Origin of the sequence: Zongyangia hominis, from assembly GCF_014385095.1 — a bacterium.
Classification (GTDB): domain Bacteria; phylum Bacillota; class Clostridia; order Oscillospirales; family Ruminococcaceae; genus Zongyangia; species Zongyangia hominis.
Map to the genome: position 1 here is coordinate 1 of NZ_JACRTC010000010.1, position 14,316 is coordinate 14,316.

At 58.9% G+C, this 14,316-nt stretch carries 14 protein-coding genes, 1 tRNA gene and 2 rRNA genes; 16 read left to right on the plus strand and 1 reads right to left on the minus strand.

Annotated features, from left to right (window positions below; all coding sequences use genetic code 11):
* The 16 genes from rrf (H8709_RS10865) (at position 1) to H8709_RS10940 (ending at position 12,359) form a co-directional block, all read left to right on the plus strand.
* A 5S ribosomal RNA gene (gene rrf / locus H8709_RS10865) occupies positions 1 to 116 on the plus strand.
* Between the two features lie 8 nt (positions 117 to 124).
* Positions 125 to 200: transfer RNA gene (locus H8709_RS10870), tRNA-Asn, on the plus strand.
* A gap of 67 nt (positions 201 to 267) precedes the next feature.
* Positions 268 to 384: ribosomal RNA gene (gene rrf, locus H8709_RS10875) — 5S ribosomal RNA — on the plus strand.
* Between the two features lie 124 nt (positions 385 to 508).
* Positions 509 to 1,744, plus strand: a complete 1,236-nt coding sequence (locus H8709_RS10880; protein ID WP_262398365.1) for an MFS transporter — start codon at positions 509 to 511, stop codon at positions 1,742 to 1,744.
* A gap of 123 nt (positions 1,745 to 1,867) precedes the next feature.
* Positions 1,868 to 2,287 (plus strand): DUF4234 domain-containing protein, encoded by a 420-nt coding sequence (locus tag H8709_RS10885; RefSeq protein WP_262398366.1) that lies wholly within the window; start codon positions 1,868 to 1,870, stop codon positions 2,285 to 2,287.
* 149 nt (positions 2,288 to 2,436) lie between these two features.
* Positions 2,437 to 3,201, plus strand: coding sequence for a tRNA1(Val) (adenine(37)-N6)-methyltransferase (locus H8709_RS10890; RefSeq protein ID WP_262398367.1), 765 nt, complete (start codon positions 2,437 to 2,439; stop codon positions 3,199 to 3,201).
* Positions 3,198 to 4,061 carry a 16S rRNA (cytidine(1402)-2'-O)-methyltransferase gene (rsmI, locus tag H8709_RS10895; RefSeq protein ID WP_262398368.1) on the plus strand — a complete coding sequence of 288 codons (864 nt, stop codon included), beginning with the start codon at positions 3,198 to 3,200 and terminating at the stop codon, positions 4,059 to 4,061. The genes H8709_RS10890 and rsmI overlap by 4 nt, the downstream gene beginning before the upstream one ends.
* A gap of 240 nt (positions 4,062 to 4,301) precedes the next feature.
* Positions 4,302 to 5,135 carry an epoxyqueuosine reductase gene (locus tag H8709_RS10900; RefSeq protein ID WP_262398369.1) on the plus strand — a complete coding sequence of 278 codons (834 nt, stop codon included), beginning with the start codon at positions 4,302 to 4,304 and terminating at the stop codon, positions 5,133 to 5,135.
* On the plus strand, positions 5,132 to 5,605 hold the full coding sequence (locus H8709_RS10905; protein WP_262398370.1) for a CBS domain-containing protein: 474 nt from the start codon (positions 5,132 to 5,134) through the stop codon (positions 5,603 to 5,605). The genes H8709_RS10900 and H8709_RS10905 overlap by 4 nt, the downstream gene beginning before the upstream one ends.
* A 528-nt stretch (positions 5,606 to 6,133) precedes the next feature.
* A complete protein-coding gene (locus tag H8709_RS10910; RefSeq protein ID WP_262398371.1) occupies positions 6,134 to 7,189 on the plus strand; it encodes a lipid II:glycine glycyltransferase FemX in 1,056 nt (351 codons plus the stop codon).
* 153 nt (positions 7,190 to 7,342) lie between these two features.
* On the plus strand, positions 7,343 to 7,858 hold the full coding sequence (locus tag H8709_RS10915) for a GNAT family N-acetyltransferase (protein ID WP_262398372.1): 516 nt from the start codon (positions 7,343 to 7,345) through the stop codon (positions 7,856 to 7,858).
* Positions 7,855 to 9,651 (plus strand): Orn/Lys/Arg family decarboxylase, encoded by a 1,797-nt coding sequence (locus tag H8709_RS10920; RefSeq protein WP_262398373.1) that lies wholly within the window; start codon positions 7,855 to 7,857, stop codon positions 9,649 to 9,651. The genes H8709_RS10915 and H8709_RS10920 overlap by 4 nt, the downstream gene beginning before the upstream one ends.
* 61 nt (positions 9,652 to 9,712) lie before the next feature.
* Positions 9,713 to 10,036 carry a cyclic-di-AMP receptor gene (locus tag H8709_RS10925; protein ID WP_262398374.1) on the plus strand — a complete coding sequence of 108 codons (324 nt, stop codon included), beginning with the start codon at positions 9,713 to 9,715 and terminating at the stop codon, positions 10,034 to 10,036.
* Between the two features lie 44 nt (positions 10,037 to 10,080).
* Positions 10,081 to 11,007, plus strand: coding sequence for a DNA polymerase III subunit (locus H8709_RS10930; protein ID WP_262398375.1), 927 nt, complete (start codon positions 10,081 to 10,083; stop codon positions 11,005 to 11,007).
* Between the two features lie 39 nt (positions 11,008 to 11,046).
* On the plus strand, positions 11,047 to 11,913 hold the full coding sequence (locus tag H8709_RS10935; RefSeq protein ID WP_262398376.1) for a PSP1 domain-containing protein: 867 nt from the start codon (positions 11,047 to 11,049) through the stop codon (positions 11,911 to 11,913).
* Between the two features lie 275 nt (positions 11,914 to 12,188).
* Complete coding sequence (locus tag H8709_RS10940; protein WP_262398377.1) at positions 12,189 to 12,359, plus strand: DUF362 domain-containing protein; 171 nt, start codon at positions 12,189 to 12,191, stop codon at positions 12,357 to 12,359.
* Between the two features lie 382 nt (positions 12,360 to 12,741).
* Here H8709_RS10940 and H8709_RS10945 read toward each other — a convergent pair whose 3' ends face one another.
* On the minus strand, positions 12,742 to 14,118 hold the full coding sequence (locus tag H8709_RS10945; protein ID WP_262398378.1) for a glycine--tRNA ligase: 1,377 nt from the start codon (positions 14,116 to 14,118) through the stop codon (positions 12,742 to 12,744).
* Positions 14,119 to 14,316 lie beyond the last annotated feature (198 nt).

Here is a 14,316-nt window from a genome sequence, read left to right on the forward strand (position 1 = left end):
CCGGTGCCTATTGCGATGAGGTCCCACCTGTTCCCATACCGAACACAGTAGTTAAGCTCATCTGTGCCGAAAATACTTGGTGGGTGACTGCCTGGGAAGATAGGTCGGTGCCGGCTTCTCATATTCCTCCTTAGCTCAGTCGGTAGAGCATGCGGCTGTTAACCGCAGGGTCGTCTGTTCGAGCCAGACAGGGGGAGCCATAGAACCATCTGACGCCAGGTGGTTCTTTCTTTCGAAAATCCTTCCCTTTTGATACATTTAAATATGGCCGGTGTTTATTGCGATGAGGTCCCACCTGTTCCCATACCGAACACAGTAGTTAAGCTCATTTGTGCCGAAAATACTTGGTGGGTGACTGCCTGGGAAAATAGGTCGATGCCGGCTCAAAAAGAACACAATGTCCAAAGACATTGTGTTCTTTTTTTCTGTAATTCCCGGCGCTTGGGAATTGTAATTGATGCAGTAACATGGTAAAGTTAGGGGAGAGAGAAGAAGGGGAGGAAACAGCATGAAAAAACTGCTCTGCAAGGAGAATGTGGCGTTTGCGGCGCTGCACTGGCTCTACTGCTCCGCACACTGTATGATCTACAGCTTTATTGTGGTTTATCTGACCCAGCACGGGTACAGCGACTTTCAGGTGGGTTTACTCAACGCCCTGATTGCCGGGGTCAGCATGATCAGCCAGCCCCTCTATGGCTATCTCAACGATACCTTCATCTCCTGCCGCTCCCTCATGATCGTGATCGCCGCCGTGGCCATCCCTGTCACCCTGTGCATCCCCCTGACGGTGAGCATTGTGCCCCTTTGCTTTGTCGCCATCCTCTCTTTGGGCTTTCTCACCTATACATATAACTGCATCCCGGAAGCCTGGCAGATTCGGGTCAACAAGAAAAAGCCCTATGTCAACTATCCCGTCACCCGGGTCATGGGGGCCGTGGGCTACTCCCTGACGGGCCTGGTGGCCGGTAAGCTCATCGACCTGTGGGGCTTTGACGTCATCTTCTGGGGCAGCGCCGCCCATTTGGTCCTGCTCATCGCCTGCTGTTTGTGCATTGAAAAGATTGAGCCGGAAAACAAGGGCATCAAACGGGGCGCCCAGATCGAGGAACGCATTGGTTTTGGCGGGGCACTGCGCATCCTATTAAAGAACCGGCCCTATATGGTCTTCATCATCAGCACCACCCTTTACCAGGCGGCCTACCGTTCCATGCTGGCCTTTATGCCCGTCATTGTCCAGGACGCGGGAGGCACCAACACCCACGTGGGCATGCTGGTCTTTGCCGGCGCCGCGGTGGAAGCGCCCATGATGTTCATTTTCTCTCGACTCCAGGATAAAGCAAAGCTCAAACATCTCTATACCTTTACCGCTATCGTCCTGGCGGTGCGGACCCTGGCCCTCCTGGTCGTCCACTCCGTCACCGGGCTCATCCTCCTCAAAAGCTTTGAGGCCATTTCCTGGGGCATGTATATCCCCCTCTTTGTGGTCTATATCAGCCGCATTGTGCCGTCGAAGATTTACGCCACCTCCCTCACCATCGGTTATTCCCTCACCGTGGGAGTGGGGAGCATCTGCGGCAACTTTTTCAGCGGCCTCATCATGGAAAATCTGGGTACCATGGCCTTTTCCGCCATCATGTCAGCGGTGGCCATCGCTGGGGTCGTTGTATTTGTGGTGGGCATGGCTGGCAAGAACGGCGGTACACCGGCGGCTGAGAAGGAAGCTACAGCCGTGAAAATTTCCTGAGGGCATGCGTCTCTTGGAATTTATTATGTTATCACAAAAAATACTTTTCAAAATCACAAAATATGATATACTAGAGGCTAGAGCAAAACAGGTTCTGCTAATAAAATGAAGGAGGAACTCCTCATGCCAGAAAAGAAGAGTATTCCGCTGATTATTATTCTTACCATTGTGACCTGCGGTATCTACTACTATGTTTGGATGTACCAGTTCTCTGACGAAATCGGCCGCTTCACCGGTGACCGCTCCACCTCCCCTGGTACGGAAGTGCTGCTGACCATCGTCACCTGCGGCATTTACGGCCTCTATTGGCTGTATAAATACAGCAAGAAGATGTGGGAAATTTCCATCAACGTGGGCGTGCCCTATCCCTCCGACAACGCCATCCTCAACCTGGTGCTGGGAATCTTCGGCTTCTCCATCGTCTCCATGGCCATCATGCAGACACAGCTGCACACCATCTGGGACCAGACCTTCTTCAATCCCAACCAGGGTGGACCGAACCCCAATCAGGGCGACCCGTATAATCCCTACAACGGCCAGTAAATTTTTTAAACGATCGCAAGCGCCCGCGCTTTTATTATGAGCGCAGGCGCTTTTTCGTATAAAAGTGCCGCCCGGACGCAAAAAGAACGGATGGGCCGCATCGCAGGTCATCGACGCGGAGAAAATATAAGCTGGATGGGGAGGACTCCATGGAAGAAAAGAAGGAAAATTGGGAGAAGCTCAGTGACACATTGGACATTTGTGTCACCGACGCCCATAAATTCGGCACCGACGCCTTTCTGCTGTCCCATTTTGCCGGGGCGAGACGGGTGGACCGGTGCGCCGACCTCGGCACCGGCTGCGGCATTGTGGCCCTCCTTTGGTACCGCCGGCGGGAGGAGGGGCCCCGTCACTGCACCTGTGTGGACATCCAGGAGCAGGCGGTCAAACAGCTTTGCCGCACGGTGGAGCGGGCGGGCCTTGGAGACAAAATCCGGCCCCTCTGCCGGGACCTGCGGGAGCTGGGGGATGAAATCGAGGCAGGTTCGCTGGACCTCATCACCTGCAACCCGCCCTATAAGACGCCGGGCACCGGCGTCATGAGCCGGGAGGTAAGCGACCAGATTGCCCGGCATGAGGTGATGTGCGGCTTGGACGAGCTGTGCGCGGCGGCGGAGCGCTATCTAAAATTTAGCGGCAGGCTTTGCCTCTGCCAGCGGCCGGAGCGGCTGTGCGACGTCATCTGCGCCATGCGGGACGCCGGCATCGAGCCCAAGCGTCTGCGCTTTGTCGTCCAGCGTCCCGGATGTCCGCCCTGGCTCTTCCTCATCGAGGGGAAGAAGGGGGCCAAGCCCTTTTTGCAGGTGGAGCGGGACCTCATCATCGAGGGGCCGGGCGGCTTTTCGAGGGAGGTGCTGGACATTTATCACAAGAAGGAAAATAAGCCCCAAGGGGCCAAAGAAGCGGGGAAGTGAATCAGTTGAACGAACAGGGAACGCTTTTCCTGGTGGGAACGCCCATCGGGAATTTATCGGATATGACACCCCGGGCCGTGCGGACGTTGGAAGAAGTGGACTTCATTGCGGCGGAGGACACCCGGGTCACCCTGAAGCTCCTCAACCATTACGGCATCAAAAAGCCCATGGTCAGCTATTTTGAGCACAATATCCGGGAGCGGGGGCAATATATCGCCGACCGCATCGCCGCTGGGGAGAACTGCGCCATTGTAACCGATGCGGGAATGCCCTGCATCAGCGACCCCGGGGAAGATTTGGTGCGCATCTGCGGGGAGCGGGGCATTCCGACCGTGGTGGTGCCCGGCCCCAGCGCCGTGGTGTCGGCGGTGGCTCTTTCGGGCCTCGCCACCTCCCGGTTTACCTTCGAGGGCTTTCTCAGTGTCAGCCGCAACCAGCGCTTGGCACATCTGCAGGAGCTCGAGGGAGAGCGCAGAACCATGGTGTTTTACGAAGCGCCTCATAAGCTCTTAAACACGCTGCGGGACATGGCGGAAGCCTTCGGCGGGGAGCGGAGAATCGCTCTGTGCCGGGAGCTGACCAAAATCCACGAGGAGGTCATCCGCACCACCTTGGATGAGGCATGGAGGCTTTTTACCGAGCGTCCTCCCAAGGGAGAGTTTGTGCTGGTCATTGAGGGCCGGGGCGAGGAAGAAGAGGAGCAGATCAGCCTGGAAGAGGCGGTGGAGCAGGTCAAGGAAAAGGCGGCGGCTGGGAAATCTCTGTCAGAGGCCGCTAAGGAGGTGGCAAAGGCCACCCATTATAAAAAAAGCGAGCTCTACAAAGCTGCCGCCACCTGCGGTGGAGCAAGTCGCGATTAGGCTCATTCGCAACGTAGTAACGCGGGCGACGCGGCAAAGATGCGAATAAGATATGGGGCGCGGTCCCCGCCACGGTAGGAGCCGCTGACCCACCGCGCTGTGGTATCGTACGAGAAAATAACGCGTGAGACGCGGCACCTGCCGGTGAGGACATCGCGCTGTGGTGTCATTTGAGAAGGTATGGCGGGCCACGCAGCAGAGGATCTCAAGAGGGAAGGGAGGAGCGGCATGGAGCGAGACTTGTTTTTAGTCATAGACGATGTCTTTCGCCAGGCGGGAATCCCCGCCTGGGGGAGCGCCCGTCTGGACGACTGCGGGCCGGTGCTCCCCTGTCGGGGCGCTGGGCTTCTGGGGGCGGAACACCAAAGCGTCCTTTGCTGTCTCTTTCCCTATGACATCGGTGAGCTCCCGGCGCGCAACCTCTCCCGATACGCCTGTGTGCCCGATTATCACCGGGTGGCGGGCGGTATGCTGCGGGAAGCCGCCCAAAAACTCAAAGAGATGCTACCGGACCACGATTTTCTACCCTTTGTGGACAGCTCCCCGGTGCGGGAAGTCCGGGCGGCGGCGCTGGCGGGCCTGGGCTGTGTGGGCAAAAATGGGCTACTCATCACACCCGACTATGGCAGCTTTGTCTTTTTGGGGGAAATCGTCACCGATCTGCCCCTAGGTAATGCCGTCGCCGCGCCGCCCGCCTGCATCGGCTGTAACCGGTGTGTCCGGGATTGTCCCACCGGCGCCATCCGGGAGGAAGGCGGGCTCCACAAAAGCCGGTGCCTCTCCGAAATTACCCAGAAAAGGGGGGAGCTGACGCCGGAGGAAGAAGCGCTCATCGCCGCGTCGGGCATCCTCTGGGGCTGCGATAGGTGCCAGGAGGTCTGTCCTATGAACAAGGGGAGAAAGCTCACCCCCATCGTGGCATTCTATAAAGATATTGTCACCCGCATCGACGCGTCCGTCACGGGAAGCAAGATTAGGGGACGAGCCTTCGGCTTCCGAGGAGTGGGCGTCCTCAAACGCAACGCGCGCATATTGGATGGAAAAAAGGCGGATACTAAAGTGGCAGAGGAATGAGCGTCAACGGCATCAAACAGGAGGTATGCGCCATGAAGGTATCGGAAGTGATGAAAGAATCGGTGGTGGCGGCGTCACCGTCGGAAAGTTTAGCGAGTGTGAGCCGAAAGATGCAGACATATGGCATCGGCGCTTTGCCGGTCATGGAGGCAGACCGGCTCCAGGGTATGGTCACCGACCGGGACATCGTGGTGCGGTGTATCGCCTGCCACCATGACCCAGTCAAGATGAAGGTGTCGGAAATTATGTCCACTGGGGCCACCTGTGTTTCCCCGGAACATACCATTTCGGAAGCCGCGGCCAAAATGGGAGCCGCCCAGGTTCGCCGTTTGCCGGTGGTAAAGAATAACCAGGTGCTGGGCATTATAACCCTGGGCGACATTGTCAAGGAGAAGACGGACAGCGAGGTGGCCCGGGCACTCTACAATATCTCCCAGCCCGCATCGCCGGGCCCCGTTGTCCAGGGATAGGGACACTGCATCAACAGGCGGCGGAAGGTTGCCATTGTTGGCTTGGTCGTGGTTCTCTTTGTGGGCCGGCGGTGGGAGCGCTTGTCTTGGCGAACGCGCCCTCAACGCGGGCAAAGCGCCTTCTCAAAAAAGGAACCAGGCGCGTGACTTCCCGCGCCGGTAGGGACCGCGACGTCCCCCACCGGTAGGTGGCGAAGCCGCTTGTTCCAGCGAACGCGCCCTCAACGCGGGGAAAGAGGCTTTCTCAAAAGAGGAACCGGGCGCGCGACACCCCCCACCGGTAGGTGGCCGCGACTTCCCCCGGCGGCAGCCGGTAGGTGGCGAAGCCGCTTGTCCCGGCAAACGCGCCCCCAACGCGGGCCAAGCGACCTGCTCAAAAGAGGAACCGGGCGCGCGACATCCCGCCCCGGTAGGGACCGCGACGTCCCCCGGCGACAGCCGGCAGGTGGCGGGAACGGGAAATTTGTGGTAGAATAAAGATCCAGGCTGAAACTGTCCTGGATTTCATAGAATTTGGAGTGACTGCTTGTGGAAATACTGGCACCATCGAAATATGAAGAATACGAAGCATTTGCGAAGAACCATCCCCAGGGATGTTTTACCCAGTCCATCCACTGGCCCCAGGTCAAGAATAACTGGGATCACGCGGTGGTTGTCTCCCGGGGCGGGGATGGACATATCCGGGGCGGCATGCTGGTCCTCATTCAAAAAATCCCCCTGATCGGAACGACGTTTCTCTATGCGCCCCGAGGCCCGGTCTGCGACCTCCACGACCGGGAGGTGCTTTCCGACCTCGTCGACGGCGTCAAGGCCCTGGCCAAAGAGCGCCGGGCCCACGCGTTTAAAATGGACCCGGACGTGCTCATCTCGGACACGGCGTTTATTGAGCTTGCCAAGAGCTTGGGCTTTACCCACTTTACCGGCGGCGAAAACTTTGAAACCATCCAGGCCCGCTACAATTACCGGCTCTACCTCCAGGGGCGCAGCGAAGAGGAGCTCTTCATGAACCTCCAGAGCAAGACCCGCTACAATGTGCGGGTGGCGATGAAGCACGGCGTGGAAATCAAGGTGGTGGGTAAGGAATATCTGGACGACTTCATCCGGCTCATGCGGGTCACGGGAGAGCGGGACGGCTTTAACGTCCGGCCCAAGGCCTACTTTGAACGGATGCTCGACGCGCTGGGCGAACACGCCCGGCTCTATATGGCTTTTTATAACGGCAAGGCCATCTCCGGCGCGCTGACCACCCAGTACGCGGGGAAAACCTGCTATGTCTACGGCGCTTCCGACAATGAGAACCGCAACGTCATGCCCAACTACCTTATCCAGTGGGAGATGATCAAATGGGCGGTGGAGGGCGGCTGCACGGTCTACGACTTCCAGGGCGTCTCCGGCAACCTGGACGAGTCCAGCCATCTCTACGGGCTCTACCGTTTTAAAAAGGGCTTTAACGGCCAGCTCGACGAGCTGGCGGGGGAGTTTGACATGATCTTTAAGCCCTTTGCCTACAAGTTCGTGGACCTGGCCATTGACACCAAGGAAAAAATGGGCAAACTCAAACGGAAGCTGCGGGGCTCCCATTAGACCGGCGGCGCCCGCGGGTGAGAGGCCGGGCGCCAACCGGGCCGCGGCCGTCCCTGCGCGGGATGCGGGAGAGCGGTCCAATTTACGGGTAGGAAAACGACAGGGCGGAGGAGGGAAACTCCTGCCGCCCTTTTTGCAAAAAGGAGGAGCGGCATGCAGTTACATACCAGCCGTTTGCGGATCCAACCGCTGACCATGGAGGAGTTTCGCCTCCTGCTGGAAGGGACGGCACAGGTGGAGGCGGCGCTGGGCCTCTCACCCGCGGGCAGGGAGCTGGACCCCCACACCAAGGAGGCCATGAAGGCCCTGTATGCCGAAGCTGTCCGCAATGAAGATAATTACCAATGGTATACTAATTGGATGATCATACGAAATGTAGATAATGTGGCCGTGGGAAGCGCCTGTTTCATGGGCCGGCCCGATCGGGACGGATCGGTGGAACTGGGCTATGGGCTCGAAGAAAGCTATTGGGGCCAGGGCTATATGACCGAGGCGGCCCGGGCCCTGTGCGACTGGGCGTTATCGCAGCCGGGGGTGCGCCGGGTGACGGCCGAGACCGAACGGGGCAATCTCGCCTCCCAGCGGGTGCTGCAAAACTGCGGCATGCAGCTTTATCGGGCCACGGAAGAGGGCCTTTTCTGGAAGCGGGAGAAGGAGGCGAGCGTATGACCACGCCCATCCGCCGGATGCTGGACGCCTATCTGGCCGAGGGAAAGGCCCGGATGCACATGCCCGGGCACAAGGGCATCCTGCCCCCGCCGCTGGGTGATGCGGCGGCCTATGACATCACCGAGGTGCAAGGCGCGGACAGCCTATTTGAATGCGACGGGGTCATCCGGGCCTGCGAGGAGGGCTTTGCCGCCCTCTATGGGGCCAAGGAGAGTCTTCTCTCCTGCGGCGGCTCGACGCTCTGCATCCAGGCCATGCTGGCGCTCGCCGCCCATCCGGGGGAGAAAATCCTCTTTTTCCGCAACATCCATCGGGCGGCCCTCAACGCCATGATTTTACTGGATATCCGTCCGGTCTGGATTTACCCGGAGGGGGATGCGGAAGGCTTTGGCAGGGCGGAGCCCTATCAGGTCAGAGAGATGCTGGAAGCCCACCCGGACATCCGGGGGGTATATCTCACCTCCCCCGACTACTACGGCGGCATGCACGATATCGCCGCCATCGCCAAAATCTGCCACGCGTTTGACGTGCCCCTTCTGGTGGACAACGCCCACGGCGCTCACCTTCGGTTTTTAGAGCGGGACCGGCACCCCATCTCCCTGGGCGCGGATCTGTGCTGTGATTCTCTCCACAAGACCCTCCCGGCCCTCACCGGAAGCGCCATCCTCCATATCGGCGCCGACCGCTTTTCCCGGGACGCGGCCAAGGAGGCCATGGGCCTCTTCGGCTCCACCAGTCCCAGCTATCTCATGATGCTTTCCATGGATATGCTCCTCTCCGACCCCGCAAGACTGACGGAGGAGATCCGCCGGACCGTGGGCCAGTGCGAGCGCGTCCGGGCGCTCCTGCGCTACCGGGGCTATGCGGTCCTGGACGGGGACCCCATGAAGCTCACCTTCCGCCGCCCCGGCCGCACGGGGCTTGAGACCGCGGCACTACTGCGGGAAGCGGGCATTGAGCCCGAATTTGCCGACGGGAAATGGGTGGTGCTCATGCCCTCCATGAACACCCCCGACGAGGATTTCATCCGCCTCACCCGCCACCTAGCGGTGGGGCAAGACGCGCCGGCTGCCGCCGGGGGATGCCGCGCTCTTGGTTCCGTTTGTAACGACGTCGCTGTGCCCGCGTCGGAGGTATCTTCGCGGGAGCAGGCGCCCTTCCAGACGGCTGCCGCCGGGGGATGTCGCGCCCCTGGCTCCGTTTGCAGTGAGGCCGCTGTTCCCGCGTCGGAGGTATCTTCGCAGGAGCAGGCGCCCTTCCAGACGGCTGCCGCCGGGGGATGCCGCGCCCCTGGCTCCGTTTGCAGTGAGGCCGCTGAGCCCACGTCGGAGGTATCTTTGCAGGAGCAGGCGCCCTTCCAGACGGCTGCCGCCGGGGGATGCCGCGCCTGTGGCTCTGTTTGCAGTGAGGCCGCCGTGCCCGCGTCGGAGGTATCTTTGCGGGAGCAGGCGCCCTTCCAGACGGCTGCCGCCGGGGGATGTCGCGCCCCTGGCTCCATTTGCGGAGAGGCCGCTGTGCCCACGTCAGGAATGCTGGAGCGTGGGGAAAGCGCTTCCTTGGCGACCGAGCCTCCGCACGGCATGGCGGCGGACACTGTCCGCCCGCCCAGGGAGGCATATTTCGCGCCGAGTGAACATATCCATACCGTAGACGCCGAGGGCCGGATTTACGCGGATATCCGCTGGCCCTGCCCACCGGCCATTCCCATCATCCTGCCGGGGGAAAGAATCGACAAAAAAGTGTGTGAAATTTTCTTAGCATCTGGAAAAACCGTCATAAAAGTGGTACAATAAAGGCGGAATCTAGGGCGTACAGCACGGCTCCCGAGACGCCCCATCCAAGGAGGCATGACTGATGAAACTGATATTTGCGATTGTTGGCAGTGAAGACAGCGGCAAGGTATCCTCCGCGCTGACCAAAGCGGGCTTCTCGGTGACCAAGCTGGCGACCACCGGCGGCTTTTTGATGTCGGGCAACACCACCTTCCTCATCGGCACCGACGACGACAAGGTGGATGATGTCATCGCCGTCATCGGCAAGCACTCAAAGAAGCGCACCCAGATGGTGCCGGCCTCCTCGTCCTATGGCGTGGGACTTTATTCCTCCTTCCCGGTGGAGGTCACCATTGGCGGAGCTACCATCTTTGTCACCAATATCGAGAGGTTTGAAAAACTGTAATGAACCCATCTTCTCAGGAACTCTTTTTTGCCAATCATAAACTTTTGCAGACGCTCGCTGGCCTGTGTGCCGACGGGCGTTTGTCTCATGCCATTCTTTTGGAGGGGGAAGGGGGCCTGGGCAAGCGCCGCCTGGCCCGGATCATCGCCGCCATGGCCCTGTGCAAAGAGCGCCCGGGGGGCTGTATGGCGTGCGACAGCTGCAAGAATGTCTTGGCGGACAACCATCCCGACGTGGAAATCTACGGCGGGGAGGGCGGGGCGTCCAGCTTTCACATCGAGGACATCCGCCGCCTGCGCCAACACGCGGGGGTATTGCCCAACCAAGCGGACAAAAAGGTCTTCATCCTGCAAAACTGCGAGAATATGACCACCGCGGCCCAAAACGCCCTGCTCAAAGTCTTGGAGGAACCGCCCTCCTACTGCATGTTCATCCTCACCGCCAAAAACCGGAACGCCCTACTCTCCACCATCCTCTCCCGTGTCATCTGCTTCCAGGTGAGCGAACTCTCCCGCCGGGAGTTTATGGACGCGCTGGCCAAGCTCTTGGGGCCCGAAGCGGCGGCGGACGGGGACAAGCTCTATGAAGTGAGCGGCGGCAATTTGGGACTGGCCTTGCGAATGGCCGGGGAGGAGAAGGTCCAGCGGCAGATGGAAGCGGCCGGACAGCTCTTGGACGCCATCAAAGGGGCGGATGAGTTTGCCATGCTCTCGATCTGCGCCAAATTTGAGCGGGACAAGGAGGGGCTTATGGCGGTACTGGGATATCTGCGGCGTAAGATCACCACCGCCATGGAGGGAAGACTCCGGGGGGAAGCGTCGGAGGCGACGCTGCGGGGGATTTCCACCGGGGATGTGTTGGGGATCACCGACCTCATCGACGCCACCCTTCAGTCTCTCGAGCGCAACCAGAACTTGGGTTTGACAAGCACACTGTTTTGTGCTAGTTTAAATAATATCTGCAACGGATAAAAGTCCCGCTGGAAAAGCGGATATTGATAGGAGTTTTTCATGACAGAAGTAATCGGAGTACGGTTTAAAAGCGTCGGCAAGGTCTATTATTTTGATCCGGACGGCGTGGCAATACAAAAGGGCCAGTTTGTCATTGTGGAGACGGCCCGGGGTATCGAGTGCGGCGAGGTGGCCATGGGCAACCGGGCCGTGGACGATCAGGAGATCGTCAAGCCCCTGAAAAAGGTCATCCGGGTGGCGACGCCGGAGGATCTCAAACATGTGGAGGACAACCACAAAAAGGAGAGCGCCGCTTTCGGCATCTGTTTGGAAAAGATCGCGGCCCACAAGCTCCAGATGAAGCTGGTGGACGTGGAATATACTTTTGACAACAATAAGATCCTGTTCTATTTTACCGCCGACGGGCGGGTGGACTTCCGGGAGCTAGTCAAGGACTTGGCGTCGGTGTTCCGCACCCGCATCGAGCTCAGACAGATCGGCGTGCGGGACGAAGCCAAGATGCTGGGTGGACTGGGCGTGTGCGGCAAGCCCTTTTGCTGCGCCACCTTCTTGGGAGAGTTTCAGCCCGTGTCCATCAAGATGGCCAAGGAGCAGGGCCTTTCCCTCAACCCCACCAAGATTTCCGGCACCTGCGGGCGGCTGATGTGCTGCTTAAAATATGAGCAGGAGGCCTACGAGGACCTGTTGCGCAACACCCCCAAGGTGGGCGCTTACGTCCAAACCGGCGAGGGGCGGGGCTCGGTCATCGAGGTCAACCTCCTGACGGGGCTGCTCAAGGTGCGCCTCGACAAAGCGCGGGACGCGGCGCCCCGCATCTTCCCCAAGGAAGAGGTCAAGGTCATCAAGGACGCCCAGATCCGTCTGGACCGCTCCGAAATTGCGGCTCTCAAGGACTTGGAAGGTTAAGAGAAGGAGACAGGCATCGCCTGTCTCCTCTTTTTGTGCCAGGGGTCCCGAAGAAAAATGGGGATAAGCGGGTCCCCGGGGGAAGCAGGGAAAACCTGTCTCCTTTTTTGCGGCTGAAGAGCGGAAAAACGGAGGAAGCGCGGTGTATGGTGGTATGGATGGGGAGAAAGCTGTGCAAAATAAATGGGGAAAACCATCGGAAAAATCTGCTGGGTGGTTGCATTTTTTTCGAGATATGGTACAATAACGTTGAAAACAAAGGAGGTGTATCATTCATGGCATATGTAATCAATGACGAATGCATCAGCTGCGGCGCTTGCGAGGCTGAGTGCCCCGTATCCGCCATCTCCGCTGGCGATGACAAGTACGTAATCGATCCGGAGACCTGCATCGAGTGCGGCGCTTGCAACGGTGTCTGCCCGGTCGGCGCACCCAATCCCCAGTAATCAAATTGCATAACAAAGAGCGCACACCCCATGGGGTGTGCGCTCTTTTTTTCGGGTCTGCTTCCTGTTTGACGGCGTTTCTGTGTAGGGGAAGGCGGGCCGTTCCTTTGGCAAGGCCCCGCCTCTATGGCGGGCGCTTTCAGGAAAACGGGCCGTTGTCCCCTCTGTCGGCGCCCTCTCTCAAAACCGTCGCACGCCGGCTAGGGCTGCGATGAAAAACGAACCGCAGTCCCCGGCTCGGGTCTTCCCTCAATACCGCGCGCCGGCTTGGGCTGCTGTGAAAAGCGGCCCCACAGTTTTCCCAAAAGCCCGGCCGTCACAAAAAGTCCAGCCATCACAAAAAGCCCGGCCATCTTAAAATGGCCGGGCTTTTTAATCTTTTTTAGAACGCGATTTTTTCCTCGATGTAGGAGACAAGGTTTGCGATGGGCATCCGGGTTTGTTCCATGGTATCCCGGTCGCGGACGGTGACACAGCCATCCTCCACGCTGTCAAAGTCGTAGGTGATGCAAAGCGGCGTGCCGATCTCATCCTGGCGGCGATACCGCTTGCCGATGGAACCGGCGTCGTCGTAATCGACCATGAAATGCCCCGCAAGGTCGGAGAAGACGGCGGTTGCCTGCTCGGAGAGCTTTTTAGAGAGGGGCAGGACGCAAGCTTTGTAGGGAGCCAGCGCCGGATGCAGCCGCATGACGACACGGGTATCCTTTTCGCCCACCTGCTCCTCGTCATAGGCCTCGCACAGGAAGGCCAGCGCCACCCGGTCGGCGCCCAGGGAGGGCTCGATGACATAGGGGATGTAGCGCTCGTTGGTTTCGGGATCAAAGTATTCTAAGCTCTTGCCCGAATGCTTCATATGCTGGCCCAGGTCGAAGTCGGTGCGGTCGGCCACGCCCCACAATTCGCCCCAGCCAAACGGGAACATGAACTCGATGTCGGTGGTGGCGTTGGAGTAGTGGGAGAGCTCCTCCTGCTCGTGATCGCGCAGGCGCAGGTTTTCGTCCTTGATGCCCAGGTCCAGCAGGAATTTATGGCAGTAATCCTTCCAGTAGGTGAACCACTCCAGATCGGTGCCCGGTTTGCAGAAGAACTCCAGCTCCATCTGCTCAAACTCCCGGATACGGAAGATGAAGTTGCCCGGGGTGATCTCATTGCGGAAGGATTTACCGATCTGGGAGACGCCGAAGGGCAGTTTCCGGCGGGTGGTCCGCTGGATATTGGCGAAGTTGACAAAGATGCCCTGGGCGGTTTCCGGACGCAGGTAGAGCTCGCTCTTCGCGTCCTCGGTGACGCCCTGGAAGGTCTTGAACATGAGGTTAAATTTGCGGATATCGGTAAAATTGGTGGAGCCGCAGTCGGGGCATTTGATGCCTTTTTCCTTGATAAAGTCCATCATCTGCTGATCGCTCCAGCCGTTGGGGGCCACGTCGGTCTGCTCCTCGATGAGCTTGTCGGCCCGATGGCGGGTTTTGCAGTCCTTGCAGTCCATCAGCGGGTCGGAGAAGCCGCCCACATGGCCGGACGCCACCCACACCTGGGGGTTCATGAGGATGGCGCTGTCGAGTCCCACGTTATAGGGGGATTCCTGGACGAATTTCTTCCACCAGGCCCGTTTGACGTTATTTTTAAACTCCACACCCAGCGGTCCGTAGTCCCAGCTGTTGGAGAGTCCGCCGTAAATTTCGCTGCCGGCGTAGACAAAGCCCCTGTTCTTGCACAGGGAAACCACCTTGTCCATGGTTTTCTCTGTATTGAGCATGAAAGGTCCCTCCCGTTATTCATTCATAATAGAAAAGCCCATACAGGCACAGACACCTGCTGCGCCTCATGGTCATAACTATTTAATTTTAAACGCCGGGGGACAATAAGTCAAGGCGATAGGGGATAAAACCGCCGTTTTCCCGCATTTTGTCCCCATGGGTCCGGTTGACACCGGCCGGATATTCCGTTATAATTA

Bases quoted from the DNA above. Each gene is read 5' to 3' on its own strand.
- H8709_RS10880 (WP_262398365.1), top strand. From the start codon at position 509: ATGAAAAAACTGCTCTGCAAGGAGAATGTGGCGTTTGCGGCGCTGCAC.
- H8709_RS10885 (WP_262398366.1), top strand. From the start codon at position 1,868: ATGCCAGAAAAGAAGAGTATTCCGCTGATTATTATTCTTACCATTGTG.
- H8709_RS10890 (WP_262398367.1), top strand. From the start codon at position 2,437: ATGGAAGAAAAGAAGGAAAATTGGGAGAAGCTCAGTGACACATTGGAC.
- H8709_RS10905 (WP_262398370.1), top strand. From the start codon at position 5,132: ATGAGCGTCAACGGCATCAAACAGGAGGTATGCGCCATGAAGGTATCG.
- H8709_RS10915 (WP_262398372.1), top strand. From the start codon at position 7,343: ATGCAGTTACATACCAGCCGTTTGCGGATCCAACCGCTGACCATGGAG.
- H8709_RS10920 (WP_262398373.1), top strand. From the start codon at position 7,855: ATGACCACGCCCATCCGCCGGATGCTGGACGCCTATCTGGCCGAGGGA.
- H8709_RS10925 (WP_262398374.1), top strand. From the start codon at position 9,713: ATGAAACTGATATTTGCGATTGTTGGCAGTGAAGACAGCGGCAAGGTA.
- H8709_RS10935 (WP_262398376.1), top strand. From the start codon at position 11,047: ATGACAGAAGTAATCGGAGTACGGTTTAAAAGCGTCGGCAAGGTCTAT.
- H8709_RS10940 (WP_262398377.1), top strand. From the start codon at position 12,189: ATGGCATATGTAATCAATGACGAATGCATCAGCTGCGGCGCTTGCGAG.
- H8709_RS10945 (WP_262398378.1), bottom strand. From the start codon at position 14,118: ATGCTCAATACAGAGAAAACCATGGACAAGGTGGTTTCCCTGTGCAAG.